General features: G+C 45.5%; 22 protein-coding genes. 13 read left to right on the top strand and 9 right to left on the bottom strand.

The genetic code is table 11. From position 1 onward, the window contains the following. Positions 1 to 36 precede the first annotated feature (36 nt). Positions 37 to 999 (bottom strand): YihY/virulence factor BrkB family protein, encoded by a 963-nt coding sequence (locus tag K0O23_RS03045; RefSeq protein WP_219875922.1) that lies wholly within the window; start codon positions 997 to 999, stop codon positions 37 to 39. 149 nt (positions 1,000 to 1,148) lie between these two features. Between K0O23_RS03045 and K0O23_RS03040 the strand changes: the two genes are divergently transcribed. Then, positions 1,149 to 1,892, top strand: coding sequence for a hypothetical protein (locus tag K0O23_RS03040; protein ID WP_219875921.1), 744 nt, complete (start codon positions 1,149 to 1,151; stop codon positions 1,890 to 1,892). 96 nt (positions 1,893 to 1,988) lie between these two features. Here K0O23_RS03040 and K0O23_RS03035 read toward each other — a convergent pair whose 3' ends face one another. The 3 genes from K0O23_RS03035 to K0O23_RS03025 all read right to left on the bottom strand — a co-directional run bounded on the left by K0O23_RS03035 (position 1,989) and on the right by K0O23_RS03025 (position 5,045). After that, positions 1,989 to 3,443 carry a DUF4403 family protein gene (locus K0O23_RS03035; RefSeq protein WP_219875920.1) on the bottom strand — a complete coding sequence of 485 codons (1,455 nt, stop codon included), beginning with the start codon at positions 3,441 to 3,443 and terminating at the stop codon, positions 1,989 to 1,991. A 96-nt stretch (positions 3,444 to 3,539) separates the two neighbouring features. Then, positions 3,540 to 3,857 carry a thioredoxin family protein gene (locus tag K0O23_RS03030; RefSeq protein ID WP_219875919.1) on the bottom strand — a complete coding sequence of 106 codons (318 nt, stop codon included), beginning with the start codon at positions 3,855 to 3,857 and terminating at the stop codon, positions 3,540 to 3,542. Between the two features lie 207 nt (positions 3,858 to 4,064). Continuing rightward, positions 4,065 to 5,045, bottom strand: coding sequence for an NAD-dependent epimerase/dehydratase family protein (locus tag K0O23_RS03025; RefSeq protein WP_219875918.1), 981 nt, complete (start codon positions 5,043 to 5,045; stop codon positions 4,065 to 4,067). Positions 5,046 to 5,450: 405 nt separating this feature from the next. Between K0O23_RS03025 and K0O23_RS03020 the strand changes: the two genes are divergently transcribed. From K0O23_RS03020 to K0O23_RS03005, 4 genes are all read left to right on the top strand, one after another. Continuing rightward, positions 5,451 to 6,566: a hypothetical protein gene (locus tag K0O23_RS03020; RefSeq protein WP_219875917.1), complete on the top strand. Its 1,116-nt coding sequence runs from the start codon at positions 5,451 to 5,453 to the stop codon at positions 6,564 to 6,566. Between the two features lie 54 nt (positions 6,567 to 6,620). After that, positions 6,621 to 7,817: a glycine C-acetyltransferase gene (gene kbl, locus K0O23_RS03015; RefSeq protein WP_219875916.1), complete on the top strand. Its 1,197-nt coding sequence runs from the start codon at positions 6,621 to 6,623 to the stop codon at positions 7,815 to 7,817. A gap of 101 nt (positions 7,818 to 7,918) precedes the next feature. After that, positions 7,919 to 8,206, top strand: a complete 288-nt coding sequence (locus K0O23_RS03010) for a hypothetical protein (RefSeq protein ID WP_219875915.1) — start codon at positions 7,919 to 7,921, stop codon at positions 8,204 to 8,206. A gap of 13 nt (positions 8,207 to 8,219) precedes the next feature. Beyond that, positions 8,220 to 8,426, top strand: coding sequence for a PLDc N-terminal domain-containing protein (locus K0O23_RS03005; protein WP_219875914.1), 207 nt, complete (start codon positions 8,220 to 8,222; stop codon positions 8,424 to 8,426). 211 nt (positions 8,427 to 8,637) lie between these two features. Here K0O23_RS03005 and cdaA read toward each other — a convergent pair whose 3' ends face one another. After that, on the bottom strand, positions 8,638 to 9,486 hold the full coding sequence (cdaA, locus tag K0O23_RS03000; RefSeq protein WP_219875913.1) for a diadenylate cyclase CdaA: 849 nt from the start codon (positions 9,484 to 9,486) through the stop codon (positions 8,638 to 8,640). Then, positions 9,483 to 10,349 carry a dihydropteroate synthase gene (gene folP / locus K0O23_RS02995; protein WP_219875912.1) on the bottom strand — a complete coding sequence of 289 codons (867 nt, stop codon included), beginning with the start codon at positions 10,347 to 10,349 and terminating at the stop codon, positions 9,483 to 9,485. Before folP ends, cdaA begins: the two co-directional genes overlap by 4 nt. A 34-nt stretch (positions 10,350 to 10,383) precedes the next feature. Between folP and K0O23_RS02990 the strand changes: the two genes are divergently transcribed. The 4 genes from K0O23_RS02990 to K0O23_RS02975 all read left to right on the top strand — a co-directional run bounded on the left by K0O23_RS02990 (position 10,384) and on the right by K0O23_RS02975 (position 13,727). After that, the gene (locus K0O23_RS02990) at positions 10,384 to 10,938 is read left to right on the top strand and encodes a DUF1599 domain-containing protein (RefSeq protein WP_219875911.1); all 555 of its coding nucleotides are present in this window, start codon (positions 10,384 to 10,386) and stop codon (positions 10,936 to 10,938) included. A gap of 397 nt (positions 10,939 to 11,335) precedes the next feature. Continuing rightward, positions 11,336 to 12,436, top strand: coding sequence for a BT_3928 family protein (locus tag K0O23_RS02985; RefSeq protein ID WP_219875910.1), 1,101 nt, complete (start codon positions 11,336 to 11,338; stop codon positions 12,434 to 12,436). A gap of 73 nt (positions 12,437 to 12,509) precedes the next feature. Continuing rightward, positions 12,510 to 13,019 carry a shikimate kinase gene (locus tag K0O23_RS02980; protein WP_219875909.1) on the top strand — a complete coding sequence of 170 codons (510 nt, stop codon included), beginning with the start codon at positions 12,510 to 12,512 and terminating at the stop codon, positions 13,017 to 13,019. A 99-nt stretch (positions 13,020 to 13,118) separates the two neighbouring features. After that, positions 13,119 to 13,727, top strand: coding sequence for a sterol desaturase family protein (locus tag K0O23_RS02975; protein WP_219875908.1), 609 nt, complete (start codon positions 13,119 to 13,121; stop codon positions 13,725 to 13,727). Between the two features lie 48 nt (positions 13,728 to 13,775). On the opposite strand, the gene K0O23_RS02970 is transcribed toward K0O23_RS02975, so the two are convergent. Next, complete coding sequence (locus K0O23_RS02970) at positions 13,776 to 13,946, bottom strand: hypothetical protein (protein ID WP_219875907.1); 171 nt, start codon at positions 13,944 to 13,946, stop codon at positions 13,776 to 13,778. 323 nt (positions 13,947 to 14,269) lie between these two features. On the opposite strand from K0O23_RS02970, the gene K0O23_RS02965 reads away from it, so the two are divergent. From K0O23_RS02965 to K0O23_RS02950, 4 genes are all read left to right on the top strand, one after another. Then, positions 14,270 to 14,470: a hypothetical protein gene (locus K0O23_RS02965; protein ID WP_219875906.1), complete on the top strand. Its 201-nt coding sequence runs from the start codon at positions 14,270 to 14,272 to the stop codon at positions 14,468 to 14,470. 520 nt (positions 14,471 to 14,990) lie between these two features. Continuing rightward, on the top strand, positions 14,991 to 16,298 hold the full coding sequence (locus tag K0O23_RS02960; RefSeq protein WP_219875905.1) for a site-specific integrase: 1,308 nt from the start codon (positions 14,991 to 14,993) through the stop codon (positions 16,296 to 16,298). 206 nt (positions 16,299 to 16,504) lie between these two features. Then, entirely contained in the window at positions 16,505 to 16,801 is a 297-nt protein-coding gene (locus tag K0O23_RS02955; protein WP_219875904.1) for a helix-turn-helix domain-containing protein, read from the top strand. Next, positions 16,801 to 18,180 carry a DUF3987 domain-containing protein gene (locus K0O23_RS02950; protein WP_219875903.1) on the top strand — a complete coding sequence of 460 codons (1,380 nt, stop codon included), beginning with the start codon at positions 16,801 to 16,803 and terminating at the stop codon, positions 18,178 to 18,180. Before K0O23_RS02955 ends, K0O23_RS02950 begins: the two co-directional genes overlap by 1 nt. Before the next feature lie 86 nt (positions 18,181 to 18,266). Here K0O23_RS02950 and K0O23_RS02945 read toward each other — a convergent pair whose 3' ends face one another. Both K0O23_RS02945 and K0O23_RS02940 read right to left on the bottom strand, forming a co-directional pair. Further along, positions 18,267 to 19,118, bottom strand: a complete 852-nt coding sequence (locus K0O23_RS02945; protein ID WP_219875902.1) for a hypothetical protein — start codon at positions 19,116 to 19,118, stop codon at positions 18,267 to 18,269. A 109-nt stretch (positions 19,119 to 19,227) separates the two neighbouring features. Next, positions 19,228 to 20,274 (bottom strand): endonuclease/exonuclease/phosphatase family protein, encoded by a 1,047-nt coding sequence (locus tag K0O23_RS02940; RefSeq protein ID WP_219875901.1) that lies wholly within the window; start codon positions 20,272 to 20,274, stop codon positions 19,228 to 19,230. Positions 20,275 to 20,457: the final 183 nt, after the last annotated feature.

Below are 20,457 nucleotides of genomic sequence, written 5' to 3'. Positions count from 1 at the left end.
AAATATCGCGCTACCTGTTTTGGTAGCGCGATATTTTTAATGCTCTTTATACCTTCCCTCAGCAGGCGGCCTGCCGCTTTGTTTGTCTGCTTTGTCTTCTGTTACCTCACGTTCCTCCACAAACACGGCGTGCTCTTTTGGCCTGATGCGCTGGCCATACTTTTGGGCATACTGTTGTGTAAATTCAGCCCCTAGAAGCACGATCATCGAGGAATAGTATATCCAGACAAGTATAACTATAATAGAACCCGCAGCGCCATAAGCAGACCCAGGGTCGGATGTGCCGATATACCAGCTTATTAAAAACTTGCCAATGCCAAAAAGTAATGCAGTAATAAATGCGCCTATTAATGTGTCTTTCCAACGAATCCGGGCATCCGGCAGGTACTTAAATATGAGGGCAAAAAGCAGCGTGATTATCCCCACCGAAACAATAAAGTCTATTAGCTTTATGACCCACACACCTAAACCGGGAAGCATGTCTGATATATAATCACTCATGATGGAGATGGCCGCACTAAGTACAAACGACACCAGCATAAGCAAGGCAATGCTAAGTATAATGCCAAAAGAAAAAACGCGTTCTTTGGCCATGCGCATAATACTGTTGGTGGGCTTTACCTTCAGGTTCCAGGTTTTGTTTAATGATTGCTGCAGGGTTACAAAAAAAGTGGTGGCTGCAAAGATCAGCGTACCTATACCAATCCAAAGGGCTAACCCGCTCGACTCGCTTACCTCTGCGTTTTGTATGATAACCTCCACTTCCTGGGCTGCCTGTGGCCCAATAGCTTTCGATATCTGACTAGATAGCTCTCCGGAGATGGCTTTTTCTCCGAAAATAGCTCCTGCTGCTCTTATAATGATAATGAGTAGGGGAGGAATGGAGAATATAGCGTTAAATGCAAGAGCAGCTGCCAGCAAAAGCGAGTTGTTTTCCATGAACTCGCTGAATGTGGTTTTAAGTAAGCCAAAAATATCTTTGATAGTATAATCAGGCATATTTATTCTATATAAGTTATAATGCCTATGATACGGCACCATATATAGTATGGTTAAATTACCAAGATATAGTGACTTTCAGATGTCGTCTTAACATTGTTAATTAACGTAATATCTTGTAATTTATACCTGTATTTAATCCTAGACTGATGCCATATAATAGAGAGTTCCGGGGCATACTTATGCTATGCCTGCTTATGTTGCCATTTGCCTTGTTAAAGGCACAAACCACTGATTCGGAAGCAAAAAGTATAGCCGACAACGTGATGAAGAACATGGGCGGTGAAAAAGCCTGGAATGATACCCGCTACCTTGCCTGGACTTTTAACAACCAGTATCAGGTTTGGGACAAGCACCAGAACCGTTTCAGGTGGGAGAAAGACAGTTTGGTAGCGATTATAGACACACAAACAAAAGATGGCAAAGTATACGTGGCAGGGCAGGAACTACAAAACCCCGAAGAAAAGCAAAAGCTGCTGGACCGGGCCTACGCCCTCTGGATAAACAACTCCTACTGGCTGGTAATGCCCTTTAAACTGCAGGATCCCGGAGTAACTTTAAAATATATCGGCGAAGAAACTACCATGGACGGTGCTAAGGCTGATGTATTGCAGATGACCTTTGAGAATGTAGGTCTAACGCCGCAGAATAAGTATAAACTCTGGGTTGATAAAAAAGATGGCTTAGTTACCCAATGGGCATTTTACCGCAACTATAACGATGCCGAGCCAGCCTTTACCCGCCACTGGAACGACTACCAAACCTACGGAAGTATAAAACTGGCCAGCAACCGCAGCAATCCCCAAAGCGACTTTAGGCTAACACATATTGCTGCCCCAACCACCGTGCCTGATAAAGTATTTAACAGCCCTAAGCCGATAGAGAAACTTTAATCTTTTGACTAAGGATTATATGATAAAAGACAAAGGACTCTCCCATGTAGGAATAAGTCCTTTGTCTTTTATCAAAAAGTCTTTGTCCAGAAATAACTACAGCTTATCCACCGTTGCCGTAAGCGTGCCTTTTGCGTTAACAACAGCTTTAATGCCATCCTGGGTCAGGTAAATGTTATCCGGTGTAATGTGTTTTATACTTCCGCGCAGCAGCAGCGACTCATGTACTCGGCCCTGCTTATCCAGTGTATTCTGCAGCATCTTTTTGGCATCGTCTAATTGGCTTTGCACTGGTATGTTTACCTGCGCCTGAATCATGTCTATAAACTTATTCTTGGCGAGCCAGCTGGCCGTGCTCAACAGTTTGTCCTTTGTGTCCAGGTCATAGTCTACATCACGCACTTTAATGGAAGCTGTTTGGGCGTCATAGTAGGGCGTGCCGCGCAAGTATACTTTACCAACAATCTTTTTAGTAAACATGCCTGCCTTTGTTTTGCCGTTAACATCCAGCATCATAATCAGCTGTTCGCCGCCAGGAGTTACAGTAGCATCGTTAACGGTAATTTCACTTTTGCCACCGTCAAACTTATAGGTCTGTTTGGCAACCTGCGTCTGTATCATTTTGCTGACATGGGCATAAGGTATGGTTGTGGTAAGTCCTATCTGTATATCCTCACTAAGTCGGCTGTCTACAATCAGCTTAGGCAGTGCTTTGTTTATCTGTGTCTGCGGCTTGCCGTCTGTAGTTACCGATATATAAGAGGTAATACCCAAGCGTGTGTTTAGGGTGCCGTTTTGTGCGTTAAGTGGTGCTATGCGTACTTCTTTGGGTATTACGGTAAGCCAGGCATTCATGCCATCGTCCAGCTTTACTGGCTGCTGAATCATCTGCCAGGCATCGGCTACATATTTTTTCATGTCAAGATGGCTTTGCAGTTCTTTATCCAGTTGTTTGGATAAGGTAGCCATCTGGCCGCGCAGTGCAGGCTCAACAAAGCGAGCCAGGCCAATTTTAAGCGGACCCAGTTCCAGAACAGGCTTGGTGTTGCCCCACTCAAAATCGCCGCTGGTGATGGTGTTTATTTTATAGTCATCAGTCAGGCCAATCCGGCTTTCAGTTTTAATGATCATGTCGAAGGTCGTGTCTTCGGTTTTGTCAATAGCAGGGCAAAGCTTGCAGGGGTCCCACTTCCAGCGGCCTTTGGCGTAAATGCGCAAAGGCACACTAAAGTATACTTTGTCTTTCTCTGCGCGGATGCTCATGCGGCCATTCTTCGAAACCGTTACGGCTACGTTGTCATCATCCAAGTTAGTGTCTTTGTATAAAATGCCTTTAACTTCGTTATTCAGCTTTTCTTCCATCGCCGCAATAGAGATGGAGATAGGAACCGAGATGGATGATAGTTGTGGCCTGTATACCGGGGCAGTTGTAGCCGCTGTGGCCGGTGCCGATGTGTTCAGCTTATCGGTGCTGGAACAGCCTGATTGGGTAAAGCTTAATACTGTAACTAAAAGTATAGAGCTGATAAAAGGGAGTGTTATTTTCTTCACGTGTTTTGCCTGATTTAAAAAGCGGCGCAAGTTACCATACTGTTTTGATATGAACTATAGTATGCTGCGACAGCGCTGCAAAATTTTGTGAATTAGCTAATTAAGCCTTTGCAGCAGCTGCTTTATTTCTTCTTCAGATGATAACAAGCCACACTCCTGAAGAGTGCCATTCAGATAAGTGGCAAAAAATGGTGTGCCTTTTTGTTTAACCTCTTTGCTGGAAACCGGGTTTTGGCTGGCGTGCATGCGTACAAAGGTAACATCGCTGTATAAAGGTTGAGAGGCTAGTTTTGTAAAAGTAGGGGCAAGGCGCTGGCAAATGGGGCAGGTCTCATCAATAAACTTTACTATAACTTTTTCTTTCTCAAAAATCAACTGCCTTAAATGGTTGTCGTCGCACTCCAGGATATTCATAATTTATACTTTACTGCTATTAGTGTATGAGGCACAGGTATAGGCTGTGCTATTTGGAACTCTCGTTAAACAATATGTACATACGCATTAAACATAAACACAGCGGTTATTTTATACTTTAGCATACAGCTTTTTAAAGGGAGGCCATAAAAAAAGGCGGTGCATTTGCACCGCCTTATACTTTGTACTTATACTTGTTTTTTTTACTTACTGTCCTACAGCGTGCTCCTCTTTCATTTTCTTTAGGTTCAGGAGCATATCGGCTGTCATGGCATCCAGGTTGTAAGCTGGTTTCCAGCCCCAATCCTGCTGGGCGGCGCTGTCGTCTATACTTTGTGGCCACGAGTCGGCAATTTGCTGGCGTGAGTCTGGCTTATAAGTTATCTCAAATTCAGGAATGTGCTTTTGAATAGAGGCAGTTATATCTTTGGGCGAGAAGCTTATCGCGCTGAGGTTATATGAACTGCGCACCTTCACCTGCTCGGCTGGGGCGTGCATCAGGTCCAGGGTAGCTTTTAGCGCATCTGGCATGTACATCATCGGCAGGTAAGTGTCTTCGCTCAGGAAGCACTCAAATTTTGCGTCCTCTAGCGCCTTGTGATAGATATCTACAGCATAATCGGTAGTGCCGCCGCCAGGCAATGCTTTATAGCCGATAAGGCCAGGGTAACGCAGGCTGCGCACATCAAGGCCATACTTTTCAAAGTAATACTCGCACCAGCGCTCACCAGCCTGTTTACTGATACCATACACCGTATTTGGGTCCATGATGGTGTGCTGCGGTGTGTTCTGTCGTGGTGTGTTTGGTCCGAAAACTGCAATAGAGCTTGGCCAGTATATTTTTTCTACTTTCTGCTCCAGGGCAAGGTCAAGCACGTTAAACAGGCCGTCCATGTTTAACTGCCAGGCAAACTTCGGGTTTTTCTCGCCAGTGGCCGACAGCACAGCCGCCAGGTGGTAGATCTGCTTGAATTTATACTTAGAGGCTAACTCACCCATTGCTTTCAGGTTCAGTACATCAATTTTTTCGAAAGGACCTGAATCGCGCAAATCGGCTTGTTTTGGTGCCGCAATATCTGCCGCTACTACATTTGCTCCCCCATACATATTACGCAGCTCCAGCGTAAGCTCAGAGCCGAGTTGCCCGCAGGCACCTATCACCAATATTGTGTCAGTTGTGTTTGCCATATATAAATAAAAATTCGTTACACAAAGTAACCGAATTCAAGGCAATAGTGAAAGTATAAGCACCAGTAATGGCAGGGAGCTAACAGAAAATAAGGGTAAAGGTAGCTATATCACAAAAAAGCAAAGGTATTAGCTTTGGGCCAACACCTTCGTTTTACTCACTAATTTAACTAACCTATTACTAACCTTGGCACAAAGGTATGTTGGGTTTCTGGAGCCTGAAATAGCCAGCCACAGATTTAATAAAGAGATAATATAAGAGTAAAGTATAAATAATGTACAGCTGTTTCAGGAGCCGTATTTTCTTATATTTGTTAAGCCTGCAGCTGCATTTTAAGCGTAAAAGACTGTTTTTAAGTATGAAGCCCGTAACTTTGCCGTAATAGTTGCAAGCCAGGCGCAGAAATGACCTACGAAGAGTACCTGATAAAAAAACGGATAAACAAATCGGCTTTCGAAGCCGGTGACCCTGTTCGCTTTGCGGCCTGGCAGGAGATGTATGCGCAAATGCACCCCAACAGTTTTTTGGTGGCTGTTAAGATGCAGCTGAATAACATACGCCTGCGCTTCCACCTGGCCGAAGAGGATGTGCCAAAAACAGCGCCTGCCACCGCAGCACCAAGGCCTGCAGCCAGAAGAGCAGTTTCGCCTGCCGCAGGTACTCCAACTGCTGCTAGTGTAGATAGTACCCCTGCGCAACCTACTGTTCCACAGGAAACATCTGGTGCAGAAATTTCTACGCCTAAGCCAAGGCCTGTTGTGCGCAGGCCGGCAGCTTTGCCTAAGAAAGAAGAAAGTGCGGAGGAAAAGTCAAGTACAGAGCAAGGGGCAACTCCAGCCAAGCCGAGACCAGTTATCAAGCGGCCTGTTATCGGCAAACCAACTGCAACTGATGAACAACCGAAGCCAGCTGCCAGCGAAGACGCTAAACAAGCCAGGCCGCGCCCTGTTATAAAAAGGCCGGCTGCGCTGCAAAAGCCAGAAACGCCAGCGGTAAATGAGGAAGCGCCTGCAACTAAGCCAGCAGCAGAAGAAGATAAAGCAACTTCACCTGCCACACCACGGCCACGGCCTGTTATAAAACGACCAGCTGCACTGCAAAAACCTACTGAGGAACAGCCACCGGTAACTGATGCAAGTCCGGCGGCGGGTACTACTGAAGAGGTTCCTAAACCTGCACCGCGCCCGAGGCCGGTAATAAAGCGGCCGGTTGCACTGCAGAAACCAGCAACCGAAGAGGGGGCAAAGCAGGAAGATAAAATTGTTGCACCAGCTGCTATGGAACCTACTGAGCAACCAGACCAAAAGCCGGCAACACCAAGGCCACGACCTGTAATAAAGCGGCCTGTTTCTCCGGCTCAAGTCACTGGTAAATCAGATGCTACTCCTGAACCACAGGAACCAAAGCCAGAAGCACCAGCACCAGGCGAAGAAGAAAAACCTAAACCACCCAGGCCACGCCCCATCATTCGCAGGCCACCACCAAAAACAAACGAAGGCGGAGAGGCTACGGGGGCTTAAATTTATACTTATATTAAATCGAACAACGATAAACGGATAAGAACAAACGAGACTATGTACGAAACTTTAAAACCAGACTTAGAGCAGCAGCTTGCCGAAATCAAAGAGGCAGGTTTGTTTAAGCAAGAGCGTATTATCACCACTCCGCAGGGCGCTGATATTGATACAACACAACAGCACCATGTGCTAAACTTCTGCGCCAACAACTACCTTGGTCTTTCTGCACACCCACGTGTGATCGAGGCTGCTAAAGAGGCTATCGACACGCATGGTTATGGCATGAGTTCGGTGCGCTTTATTTGCGGTACACAGGATATCCACAAAGAACTGGAGCGTAAGATATCGGAGTTCCTGGGCACAGAAGATACTATACTTTATGCTGCTGCTTTTGATGCCAACGGTGGTGTATTTGAGCCTCTTTTTGATGCAGATTCTGCTATTATCTCTGATGCTCTTAACCATGCTTCTATTATAGACGGGGTTCGTTTGTGTAAGGCGCAGCGCTTCCGTTACAACCACAACGACATGGCTGACCTGGAGGCTAAACTACAGGAGGCTGTAAACGCTAACACCAAGCACCGCATTATCGTAACCGACGGTTCTTTCTCGATGGATGGTACCATTGCGCAGCTGGATAAAATTGTTGAACTGGCCGAAAAGTATAAAGCCCTGATCATGATTGATGAGTGCCACAGCTCTGGTTTCTTAGGCAAAACAGGCCGTGGTACGCATGAGTACCGCAATGTAATGGGCAAGATTGATATCATTACAGGTACCTTGGGTAAGGCACTGGGAGGCGCCATGGGTGGTTTTACCTCTGGTCACAAAGAGATCATTGATATGCTGCGCCAGCGTTCGCGCCCTTACCTGTTCTCTAATTCACTGGCTCCGTCTATAGTTGGCGCTTCCATAGCTGTGCTTGACCTGCTTAGCTCTACTACCGAGCTGCGCGATAAACTGGAGTGGAACACCAAATACTTCCGTGAGAAAATCACAGAGGCCGGTTTCGATATAAAGCCAGGCGATCACCCGATTGTACCGGTAATGCTGTACGAAGCGCCGCTTGCACAGGAGTTCGCTGCCCGCATGCTTGACAAAGGCATTTACGTAATTGGTTTCTACTATCCTGTAGTACCAAAAGGCCAGGCGCGTATTCGTGTGCAGATCTCTGCCGTGCACGACAAAGAGCACCTTGATAAGTGTATCGCCGCCTTTACTGAGGTTGGTAGAGAGCTAGGGGTGCTGAAGTAAGAGTTTATACTTTGCATTAGTAAAAAGGCCACTTCCGGTAAGGGAGTGGCTTTTCTTATTTTTTGTATATTGTCGTCTAAACAACTGGGAAAGTATAACGCATGAACAATATTAAGATAAAACCGGGGCAGTTGCTGTTGGGTACTGTACTATCGTGGCTGGTAATCTCGTTTCTGGCTTATGCAACGGCAAGCATACGCGGCGAGGCAAATATTGTGTATACTTTAATGCAGATCACGTTCTACTTCTCTATACTATTGTCTGCAGAGGCTTACATTAGTATGCTGCTTAACCCGCACTGGACACGCACAAACCTGGGCAACATACTTTTATTTGTAGCGCCGGCTCTGCTTTACCTGATGTGGTTCGTAAGCGAAATGCTATTCTAAAACAGCATACCATATGGAGCAACTATTTGCCAGATATCCCCTTGTAGTTATACTTATACTTGCCAATTACCTGGTAGTGTTGCTAAGTATATTCCACCTTATTTTCAGATCGAACCATACTTTAACCCAGCGCCTTAACTGGATGTTGTTGCTTTGGATACTACCTGTATTTGGGCCTGCAGCCTATTGGTACTTCTGGAATAAAAAGACCGGTGATTAGAGAGGGTCGCAGATTAAAGAGATTTGACTGATTCGTGAGATTACTCAAGAGGTTTTATGTAGAGACGCAATATTTTGCGTCTTTTTTGTTTAAGTTAGAAAATAAAGAATAGTTAAACCGTGATCTCAGTAGAAGTATAACTCTAAGGCGAGACAGAAATCCTATAAATCAACTTAATCTCCTTTAATCTGCGGTCCTATTAACCTGTGGTCTAGGCCGCGCTTACTGATTTTTCGGGTGCTGCAGTTGCTGTTGACGTGCGCTGGTCTGTATCGAACAGGAACTGGTTTAGCTTAACGCGCAGGTCTGATGAGGAAAGGTTTCGGTATACTTCGCCGTTTCGTACCAGGGCAATCTGGCCGGTTTCTTCCGATACTACCAATACCACACTGTCCGTAATCTCTGTTAAACCGATGGCCGCACGGTGGCGCAAACCCATAGAGGCCGGAATTTCCTGGTTCTCCGAAACCGGAAGTATACAGCGGGCTGCCTTAATGCGGTTGCCTGAGATAATTACAGCTCCATCGTGCAGCGGACTGTTTTTATTGAAGATAGATACCAGCAAACGCTTAGAGATAACGGCATCAATCAAATCTCCGGATTCAGCGTAATATTTCAGCTCTGAGCTTTTGGTGAACACGATCAAAGCACCTGTGTTTTTACCAGCCAGCGATTTAGCTGCTTCTATAAAAGGCGTAAGGCTAAGTTTATCTGTCTGTTCGCGCCGCCATGGAAAACTACGGAAAAAACGATCGTTATTAAAAGCTGTGGTTTTACCGATAAGCAGAAGGAAACGCCGGATCTCGGGCTGGAAAAGTATAATAGCGGCCAGTACACCCACGCCCATAAACTGCCCAAGTATGATACTCAGCAACTCCATACCGGCGGCGCGCACTACCAGGTATAGCAAGTAAATAGAAAGCAGACCCAGGAAAATCTTGAGCGCCACACTACCCGTCAGGAGCTTGTACAACTGGTATAATAGCACCGTTACGAGCAGGATGTCGATAATATCGAGCATCTCTATTTCTAAGAACCCTATGCTGAATAAAAATATCAAAGTAATGTTTTCGTGTAAAGTTGTATTGTCTGTTTTGTCTCTTTTACGTCGTGTACCCGCAAAATGTCGGCTCCTTTCATCAACGCAATGGTGTTAACGGCTATTGTGCCTGTAAGCGCGTCGGCCTGGTTTATACCCAGCGACTTATATACCATGGATTTGCGCGAAAGCCCGGCAAGTATGGGCAGCCCTAAGATACGCAATTCATCCATACGACGCAGCAATTCAAAATTGTGTTCTATAGATTTGGCAAAGCCAAAGCCGGGGTCAAGTATAATATCTTTCACACCAAGCCTCTGTAGCTTTGCCACCTGCACCTGTAGCTCATCAATTACCTCTGTTGCCACATCATCATACTTAGCCAACGTTGTCATGGTTTGTGGTGTTCCACGCATGTGCATTAAGATGTAAGGTACCTGCAGTTTAGCTACAGTCCCGAACATCGCCTCATCCAAGTTTCCGCCGGAAATATCGTTTACAATAGCAGCCCCGGCATGTACGGCAGCAGCGGCTACATTAGCTCTGAAAGTATCTATAGAAAGAATAGCCTCTGGCAAAGCGTTGTGTATGGCCTCTATAACAGGCACAACACGATCCAGTTCTTCCTGCTCCGACACATCGTCAGCGCCAGGCCGGCTGGAATAACCGCCTATGTCCAACATGTCAGCGCCATCGGTTAGCATAGCTTCGGCGCGGGCTACGGCTTCTGCTGTAGAGCTTAGTCTGCTGCCGGCATAAAAAGAATCTGGGGTAATGTTAAGAATGCCCATAACCTGCGGAGTACTCAGAGAGAGGATATTTCCGCAGCAGTTAAGTGTACTTTTTTTATGAAAAAGCTTATCTTTCGAATTCAATGGTGGCATTTCAGTCTATCGTTTTAAAATTAAATCTAAAAAGTTGATTAGCCAAACACTCCAGGAATATAATAGCGTTGTAAACCGCTGCAAAGATACTTTTGTAAAGAAAACCAAAGACTACGGTACCGCCTGGCGTGTGCTGCGTGTGCCTTCCATCACCGATCAGATATTTATAAAGGCGCAGCGCATCCGCTCGATTCAGGAAAAAGGAAAACAGCTGGTAGAGGATGATATCAATGGGGAGTTTGTAGGCATTATCAACTATTGCGTGATAGCCCTGATGCAGCTGAATCTGCCTGCCGATGCTCCGATAAGCTTGTCGGCTGACGAGGTGGAGCGGGAGTACACGCACCATATTGAGGAGAATATTAAACTGCTCACTGCCAAAAACCACGATTACGGCGAGGCCTGGCGCGACATGCGTGTGAGTTCGATAACGGATATCATCCTAATGAAGTTGTACCGCACCAAGCAGATTGAAGATAACGAGGGGCAGACGCTGATCTCGGAAGGAGTAGAGGCCAACTACCGCGACATGATCAATTACGCCGTGTTTGCGCTGATCAAGTCGGGGTTTGCGGAGCCGGTGAAGTAGGTAAAGTATAGCCTGGGGTCCAACCACCCCTAACCCCTCCTTATCCAAGGCGGGGAATTTATACTTACTATTTTGTCTATCATTGCAGTAGCACCTTTTCCCTCTTGTCATCCTGTTAAGGATTTTGGTGGAAGGGGGGTTAAGCAAAAGCTACAGCGCTTATACTTAAGCTAGCGTAGCAGCAGAATTCCCCGCCTTGGATAAGGAGGGGTTAGGGGTGGTTGGATACTCACCAGGTATAAGCGAGTCTGGAGACTCTTGTACACATTGCTTCACCGGTTGGATACCGGCGCCAGATTTTACTTTAAGATTTAGATATCATTTTACTGAAGTATAAACTTTAAAAGCTATACCTAGCCCCCTCCTGTTTTTAGGAGGGGGCAGGGGGAGGTAAATTATGAAATACATAAGCAAATTTTGCTGGCTCTTTGTGGGCGTGCTGTTCATCTTCTCAGGCCTGATCAAAATAAACGACCCGGTTGGTACAGCCATTAAACTGGAAGAGTACTTCGAGGTATTCTCTACTGATATTGCGCCTTTCTTTAAAGCTTTTGAGCCTTACTCGCTGTTCCTGTCCATAGTGCTAAGTGCGGCAGAGATAGTGCTGGGCGTTGCTTTGCTGGTGCGCTGGAAGCTAAAAGGAGTACTGATTGCATTGCTGGCGATGATCGTTTTCTTCACCTTCCTGACGTTTTATTCGGCATACTTTAACAAGGTGACAGACTGCGGCTGTTTCGGCGATGCGATTAAACTTACGCCCTGGGAGTCGTTTACAAAAGACATTGTGCTACTGGTGATGATCGTGATCCTGCTGATGACGCAGCGCTACCTGCAGCCATTTATTAGCCAGAAAGCCGGCGCTATTGCAACTGCCCTTACCGCTGTAATCTCGGTGGGTATTGGCTGGTATGCTTACGAGCACCTGCCTTACGTAGACTTTAGGGCTTACAAAGTAGGTAACAATATTCCAGCCCTTATGAAGCCCTCTGCACCGCTAAAGTATAAGTATATTATGGTAAAGAACGGCGAGGAGCAGGAGTTTGAAGAGTACCCAACCGACCAGAGCTATACTTTTAAGCAGATGGTAGCCATTAACCCGGAAGACGGACCGAAAATTACGGACTTTAACGTTTGGAACGAGCAGGGCGATTTTACCCAGGAAGTATTAACCGGCAACAAATTGCTTGTACTGGTGCAGGGTGTAGCCAAAGCAGATCGTACGTCTTTTGAGGAAATAAACAAACTGGTGCAGGCTGCAGAACAACAGGGCATAACCCCAATGGCAGTAACCAGCAGCAGTAGCCAGGATTTTGAAGCGTTTCGCCACGAAGTAAATCTGGCTGTGCCCTATTACTTCGGCGACGGCACCGTAATCAAAACCATCATGCGTTCTAACCCGGGTACACTGCTGCTACAGGATGGCGTAGTAAAAGGAAAGTGGCACTACAACGACACGCCAACTATAGAAGAGGTGAATGCTTTGATTGCTAATAGATAATTGTTATAGGTAATAGCTCCACACTTTAGCCGTGGATCAGGAGGCTATACTTTATTAACTCAGAGTCCGGAAGATGTTAATCTTTTTACTTGGCATGATGGGAAGCGGCAAGTCTACGCTGGGCAAGCAACTGGCGCAGCAGTTAGGCTATACTTTCGTGGACCTGGATGATTATATAGAACAACGGGAGCAAAGAACCATAGCCGCTATTTTTGAAGAGCAAGGGGAGACGCATTTCAGAGAACTGGAACGTGCCGCCTTACAGGCTGTGGTGCAAGAGTACAGGCAGGCTGTTATTGCAACAGGCGGTGGTACTCCCTGTTTTTTCGACAATATAAATTATATGAACCAACACGGCGAAACAATCTTCTTAGCCGTGCCCACCAGAGAGATAGCGCGCAGGCTTATATCCACCAATCTGAAAATCAGGCCGCTACTGGCCAGCAAATCCAGCGAAGAAATTAATTTGTTTTTAGCTAAAACCTTAGCGCACAGAATTCAGTTTTACGAGCAGGCAAAGTATAAGATGGAGAGCAGTGCCATATCTGTTGATCAATTAGCGCAATTGCTCAACCATAAGTAAACAGCCGCGTTATATATTTATACAGATGTGGCAAACTATTTAATTCTTTTAAGAAAATAAATGGTTTCGCAGCATTAATACGTTCAGCGAAATTCTACTATGAAACCCAATCACAAAGGACGTGCCCAGCTGTTCGAGAACCCGATTCTTGAAAAGATGACAAGGACGCACATCGCCCTTCCCATTTCTATTTTTATCCTGATCGCCATAGGCATGCTATACTATGGCCTGGTGCATAGTTTTATTAACCTGGTGCAGGCAATCGGCTTCTTTTTTCTGGGATGGATAATCTTTACCCTGCTCGAGTACCTGGCGCACCGCTATGTTTTCCATATGGATACCGATACGCCTTTTAAAGCGCGTGTGCAGTATGTTTTCCACGGTAACCATCACGAGTACCCAAAAGATAAAAAGAGACTGGCCATGCCGCCGGTAGTAAGTATACTTTATGCTACTGTTTTCTTCTTTGTTTTTGAGTTGCTATTTGGGAAGTATGTATTTGGAGTGGTAGCCGGTATTCTGTTTGGCTATGCTATTTACCTTTTTGTGCACTATGTGGTACATGCATATGCGCCGCCAAAAAATTTCCTGAAGCAGCTTTGGATACATCACAGCATACACCACTACAAAGATTCTGAAGTTGCTTATGGCGTTTCGTCGCCGCTTTGGGATTATATACTTGGCACTATGCCGAAAAAATCCAGGTAGAAAATTAAAGTATAAAAAAGGAGCTATATAGCTCCTTTTTTATTTTTGTTATCTTCTTATTTTCCGGAACAGCCAGGTAACGATCAGTACAATTATTACAATAATGATAAGTGCTGTCCACATGCCGGCTTCAAAAATGTCACCTACCAACTCGCAACTGCTAAGTGTAAAGGTTAGCAGCACAAGCAGGGCCATTAAATATACTCTTATGTTTTTCATAGTTTTAGATTTTATGGTTAAAAGGCAGCTTGCATGGTAAGAAGCAATGTATTAGCGCTCTTATATGAAGATATTGCCATATCTAATATTACTGTATTTGCGCATAAAAGGTTAAGTAGCGCCCACTATAAGGGGTTTTAAGCAAGAGAAATATGCCACCGGGTTAAGATTAGTGCAGGTTATCCCAGGCGATACAGTGTGTTGTCGTGGAGTATATAGTATTTATAATTCGCTATATTAAAATGGTAAAGGGTTGTATGTGGGGTTTAAAATGGTTATATTTATTAAGTACCCTGAGTTTTAAAAACCTATTTTAAATTATAATGAGTGATAAAGATGATAGTATACTTGTAGCAGATGACCAGTTTTACAGGGTAGAAATGCATGAGAAAACATCTATGATATATGTTTTCTGGAAGTGCCACCTGGAGGGAGATATCCTGAAAGAGAAATTTCTGATGCTGCTTAAGCTGATTGATAGGTTTAAGCCAAAAAGATGGCTGGGAAACGCCAAAGCAACATAATATACTACAATTCAGGATGCAAAGTGGCTGTTTAACGAGTTTATTCCGGCTTTGATAGACTCGTCTGTTTTAAGATACGCCAGGGTTGAGACACCTAACAGTTTGTTGCTTCTTGACTCTCTGAGCTTGCAAGATAAATTAAATAACCTGCCCAAAAATAAAGTAGAGGGGTTTGAATTTAGGTTTTTTACCGACGAGGAACAGGCTTACCAGTGGCTGGTTGCCTGATTTTTATACTTTGACCACAAAGCTACAGTATGCTTCAAAGTGTACTGATAAAAGTGCTTAAAACAAAAAAGCCACTCATTGCTGAGTGGCTTTTGCTCCCCCTCCTGGGCTCGAACCAGGGACCCCCTGATTAACAGTCACAGGCGTGATTTGTCACTTGTTTGCAAATATTTTCTTATGTACTGTATGTCAGTATATTATGGAATATGATTTAACTTGTTTTTACCTTTTTTGGTAGGTTTTATCATAGTTTGTATGCAAATTGTATGCAAATTCTAACGGTGAAAACAGCATGCAGGACGCCTTCACACAAATTATCCTCGATACCCGAAGGGCTTTAAAAGACGGTTCATATCCCATAAAGCTACGGGTAACCTATCAGCGGAAGCAGAAGTACTATCCCACGGGCATTAACATGTCTAGAGAAGAGTTCGAGAAGATGAACTCCGCACGACCAGGACGGGATTTGAAGGATGTCAAGCTGGAACTACAGGACCAGGAGCAGAAAGCCGCCAAGGTCATTGAAAAGCTCCTGAGCTTCTCATTCGAGGAGTTTGAAAGACGCCTGCAGCGGAACGGATCTCCCAACGAGGTGTTCTCTGCCTTTGATACGGCCATTGCCAGGCTCCGAAAAGCAGGAAGGGCCGCTACGGCAGATAACTATGAGAGTGCCCGAAATTCCCTTAGGGGATTTGTCAGCGGAAAGGCTTCTACGTCGAGGAAAGGGATGACAAAGAAGCAGATTACAATCCTGTTAGAGGAAGAGAAGGACAAGACAGTACCGTTGCCTTTCTCCCGTGTTACGTCTGACTTCCTGGAGAGCTACGAGGAGTGGATGGTACAGGAGGGTCGCTCTAGCACCACCGTGGGCATTTACCTGCGCCCGCTCCGCGCTTTGTTCAACGAGGCCATTGCCTCCGGTGAGGTGCCCTTGGAGCTGTACCCTTTTGGGAAACGGAAGTACCAGATTCCCTCCGGCGTGAACGTAAAAAAGGCGCTCGGCCTGAAAGACATCCAGAAGATTTTTGATTATGCTCCTGCAACAGAGAGTGAGGCCAGAAACAGGGACTTGTGGCTGTTCTCCTACCTGTGCAGCGGCATGAACGTGAAGGACATGGCCAGGCTCACCTATAAGCAGGTGGAAAAAGAAACCATTACGTTTGTTCGGTCCAAGACAGCGCGCTCTACCCGGCAGAAGCAAAAGAACATTACCGTATCATTGCTGCGTGAAGCAGAGGAAATCATACAAAAATGGGGTAATAAGCCACCGATACCTGAATCCTACATCTTCCCCATACTTACCCCCGGGTTAACACCAGAGCAGGAACTAGCAAAGGTGAAGCAGGCCACCAAGACGATAAACAAGTACATGCAGCGCATAACCAAGGCGCTTAAACTTGAGAAGGATGTAACAACCTACACAGCCAGGCACTCGTTTTCTACTGTTCTCAAAAGGTCAGGGGCACCCACCGCACTTATTTCTGAATCTTTAGGCCATTCCAGCGAAAAGACCACGCAACACTACCTGGATAGTTTTGAAGATGAAACAAAGCGCCAGTATCTCAAGAATTTAACAGCTTTTGCAAAAGGGAAAGAGTAAGCCAGGTTTTTGTGAATGTATTCATTTGTATAACATGTTGTAGTTAAGGCGTTTACATGGGGTTGCGGGGCTGTTGCTGTTAAAATGTTTTACGTAACCAAAATTTTACAGAACAGCATCCGGTTTGCTCATGTTATAGGGGTATGAAAATATATTTAAACAATAAGTTAGAATACATCCAATAACATGACAAAACACTACAGTTAATGACAATCGAAATTCTGGTTGAAAAACTAAATGCCATTGAGCAGACACTATCAAAACAAAACAATTATTTAAAGCCCGTCCTGAATTTTAAAGAGGCGTGTGAGTACATGGGGGTCAGCTCCAGTTTTCTTTATAAACTTACTAGTGCAAGGGCGATCGAGCATTTTTGTCCGAATGGGAAAATGCTCTATTTCAATAGGCTGGCATTGGATGCCTGGATGCAGCGCAACCCAAAGCGAACGGTTCCCACGATCCAGAATGCAGCTTCAACCACAGTCGGAAGGGAGCGTGCGTAATGAGACAGTTTAAGAATCCATTGTCAAGTATTTCACATTTGTTAGCCGAATTACCTACTTTCCCCACTGAGATCTACGATACGTTGCCAGGGCTGCTAAAGAAGGGCACAGAGGCATTTAAAAGCGCAAGGGAGAAAGATGTGTTTTTAATTGGTGGACTCGTTGTTTTAAGTGGTTTTCTGGACAAAACATATGGGTATTACCAGGGAGAGAAGTTGCACCCCAACATTAATGCTTTTGTGGTTGCTCCGGCCTCTAGCGGAAAATCTGCCTTCAAGTATGCAAAAGTTTATGGTATGAAAATGCATCGGCTTCTATTTGAAGAGAGCAGGGCATTAGTCAAGGAGTATTACCGTCAGCTACGGGAATCAAAAAAAAATAATGGACAGGAGGGGAAAGATCTGCTTGCGCCGCCGTTCAAAATGGGGTTTTTACCAGGAGATATTACGAGTGCTGCGCTTATGCAACGCATGGTAGATAACGGCGGCAAAGGGGTCATATGTGAAACAGAGGCTGACAGCATCTCAAATAACCTGCGCAAAGAGCATGGGGGGCATGATGCGATATTCAGAAAAGCTTTTCATCATGAAACAGTTAGTGTAGCCCGTAAGGCGATGAATGAGGTCCTGGAAATTGAAAGGCCGCGCTTATCAATCGGCACGACGGGAACCCCTGAGCAGGTACTGCCGCTTGTCTCCTCTATTGAGAACGGATTATTCAGTCGCTTTTGTTTTTACCTTTTTTCGCAAGCGTCTAAGTGGAAAAGGTTATCGGATAAATCTCAGCAATCTAGAAAAACAGAATACTTCATTAACATGGAGGAGGAGGCCTTTACGGCAATAGTGTTTGCAGAGGCAAATCCTACCCTGTTTTCTCTAAGCCCTGAGCAGGAGCAGCAGTTCGACGAGCAATATGAAAAATGGGTAGATGAAACAGTCGCTGTTTATGGCGATGATGCAGATATGATTGTTTATAGATTGGGGGTCATCACCTTCAGGATTGCCATGATCCTGACGACGCTGCGAAAGGCGGAAGAAGAGAACAAGGCAGAAGAAGTAACATGTTCAGACATTGACTTCAAAACTGCCATGGCACTGGCTGGGGTATTCAGAGAGCACGCCTCGTTCCTCTACTCCAGGTTTACGGAGGGTAAGGTAATCCCAGTTCAGGATAGAGGTGCGTACAAACTGTATGAGCTGTTGCCGCCAAAGTTTCAACGGAAGGAGGCGATTGCAATCGCGGAAAAGCATAAAATTTCTCCCTCCGCTTGTGGCAATTACCTTAAAAAGCTAATAGACAAAAAATTACTCAAGTATCCAGATGATGAAGGGGGCTCGGCCTACGGGTTTTACGAAAAAGTAAAGCAAGAAACCTTGTAAACCTTATAAAGTTTGTAACATAAGTTTGGGAGCTCCATCGTAAGTGGTGGGGTTTCTAAACTTTACAAGGTTTACAAGGATTTTATTTACTTAAACAAATCATAGCCTAGGCCTACTCCCACCCATCCTTTCTTTTGGTACACCCAATTGTCACGGTCCCCAAACATGCGGTCTTTCCCCCAAAACAGCCCCACGTTGAAATTGTCAAACTCTAAGGCCAATCCACCCGCATAGTAGGTTAGGGCAAACTCATCTGTCTTCTCACCCAAGTTCTGCGGGTATGGGGCATCCGAGTCTTTTACAGAAAAGTGCTTTTGTGCGCTTATTCCAATAGCATAAGGAATAATGCTGATGTAACTGGATTTGTACGGGTGGTTGCCGAGTTTCAGCTTCCAGCCGAAGGCATACATGATGGAAGGAGTGCCCTGTAGCACGACATTGCCGTCGTTGAACTCCTCTTTTCTCAGCTTCAGCGGCACCGTCAATAACTTGCCTAAAATACCGGAACTGGCCAGATAATGCGTTGCGGGGGAAAGGGCATCATCTTTGACTCTGAAGACTAGGTTGGCAATTTCGGGGTCCGCCCTATCGCCGGCACGGACGATTTTGTTGCCCTCATAGGCCAGCCCGGGAAGCAACTTGATATAGGTGTACCCTCCTTCGCTTTTCAGCTCTTTGTACCTGATAAAGCTGCCAGGGTTGGGAGACATCTTCGGAGTAACAATGTAAGAATCCCTTACGTCAAAAGCCTCCAGACTCACGCCCGTCTTCTTAGCATACACCGGACTCACTTCCAGCTTGTCCTTTGTTTTGTACACGTTCTTGTTGAGCAGCGAGGCCGTCAGGAAAGCCTTAATTCCTTGTCCTTTAGGGGCTTGTGCATTGACCTGATAAGTAAAGAAAGTAACTAGTAGGGCTAAAAGTATTTTTGTTCTCATGTATCTGTTCGTTTCAGTAGGGTTCTATTTATTATGGCTTACTCCTCGTAGAAGCCTTAGAAAGTTGTTTGTTAAAGGCATTGAGCTACAGGAGGCACATGGGTGCGATTTAAAGCCAGTTTATCTTATTTTTCAGGTAACTTTCGCTGTCATCAATCCCTAGTTCAATCCACATCGGCAAGTGGTCGGACATTTGGAAGGTGCGCCAGTTCTTGTAATACTTGCTCCTTTCGGCGGCTTCCCTGTCCTTGTATTTCTGCCCCATCGTATCCCCGTATCCCCCCTCATCCTCCATCCTGTAGACGTAGTTGTAGTAATTGAACACTCCAGCCTTGCACAGTTCCAGCTTGTCTTCCATCTGTGGGGAGATAAAAGCGATTTGATCGTAGTGCTTGCCTTTCTCCACATCCTCGTAGACATTGGAGGGTAAAGTTTGAAGCTTTTTCGGAATGACGAAACCTGCGTTGAGAAGCTGCTCCATGGTTTTGTCACCCGGCTTGAATATGTTGAAGTCACCCAGCAGGATCATGTTTTTCGCCCAGGCATCCTTATCCTTTGCTAGACCTGCTAAGAGGTCTGCAAGTGCCCTGATTTCCTCCACCCGGTTAGGGTCATTCCTGGTGCTCTTTCCGTACACGATGTGAGTTACACAAATAGTGAAGCGAAACCAGCCGGCCTTAAAGCCTACTAAAAACGGAGTGCGGTACAATTGGTTTGAGGGATATAAGGTTTTGCGGTTTTCCTCCACAGGGGGAATCACAATCTCACCTGCCAAACCACCAAAGGAAAGCTTTCGGCTGTCGTAGAGAAAGGTGAGCCGCTCATCGTGTCCGCGTGTGCCGAGGGTGACATCGGTGTGGACAACTTTCCACCAGCCCCCTAATATGCCCATCAGCTTGTTCAGGAGCCTGAGGTCTGAGCGCACCTCCTGCACGGCCACTAGGTCAAAGGAATTTATGATCTCCGCGATGTAGTAAAGCGGCTCGTCCGTCCTAAGGCCCATCTTCGATTTGCCAAACTCCCTGATGTTCCAAGTGGCAAGCAGCACAGACTCCGAGACCGTGCGTTTAGGAATCTTCGCTTCAGCAAGTCCCTGCTTGAGGCGCAGCAGCCCCTCTGCTGTGCGTTTATCCTTAATCTTCGAATAGAATGGCATAGGATGTTTAATTGGTATGACAGACAATACGTTAGCTAATATAGCATAATACTAATATTAGTGCAATAGTTGCTCCGGCTAATTGAATAACGGCGTTTAATGAGGCTTAATAGCAAAGTATGGACGCTCTACGTTCTGAAGCTAACTGGCGCTCACTACCTGTAAGCTCGTCCATTATCTTCA

Source organism: Pontibacter aydingkolensis (genome assembly GCF_019443125.1).
GTDB lineage: Bacteria > Bacteroidota > Bacteroidia > Cytophagales > Hymenobacteraceae > Pontibacter > Pontibacter aydingkolensis.
This window is presented reverse-complemented; position numbering and strand designations above follow the sequence as displayed.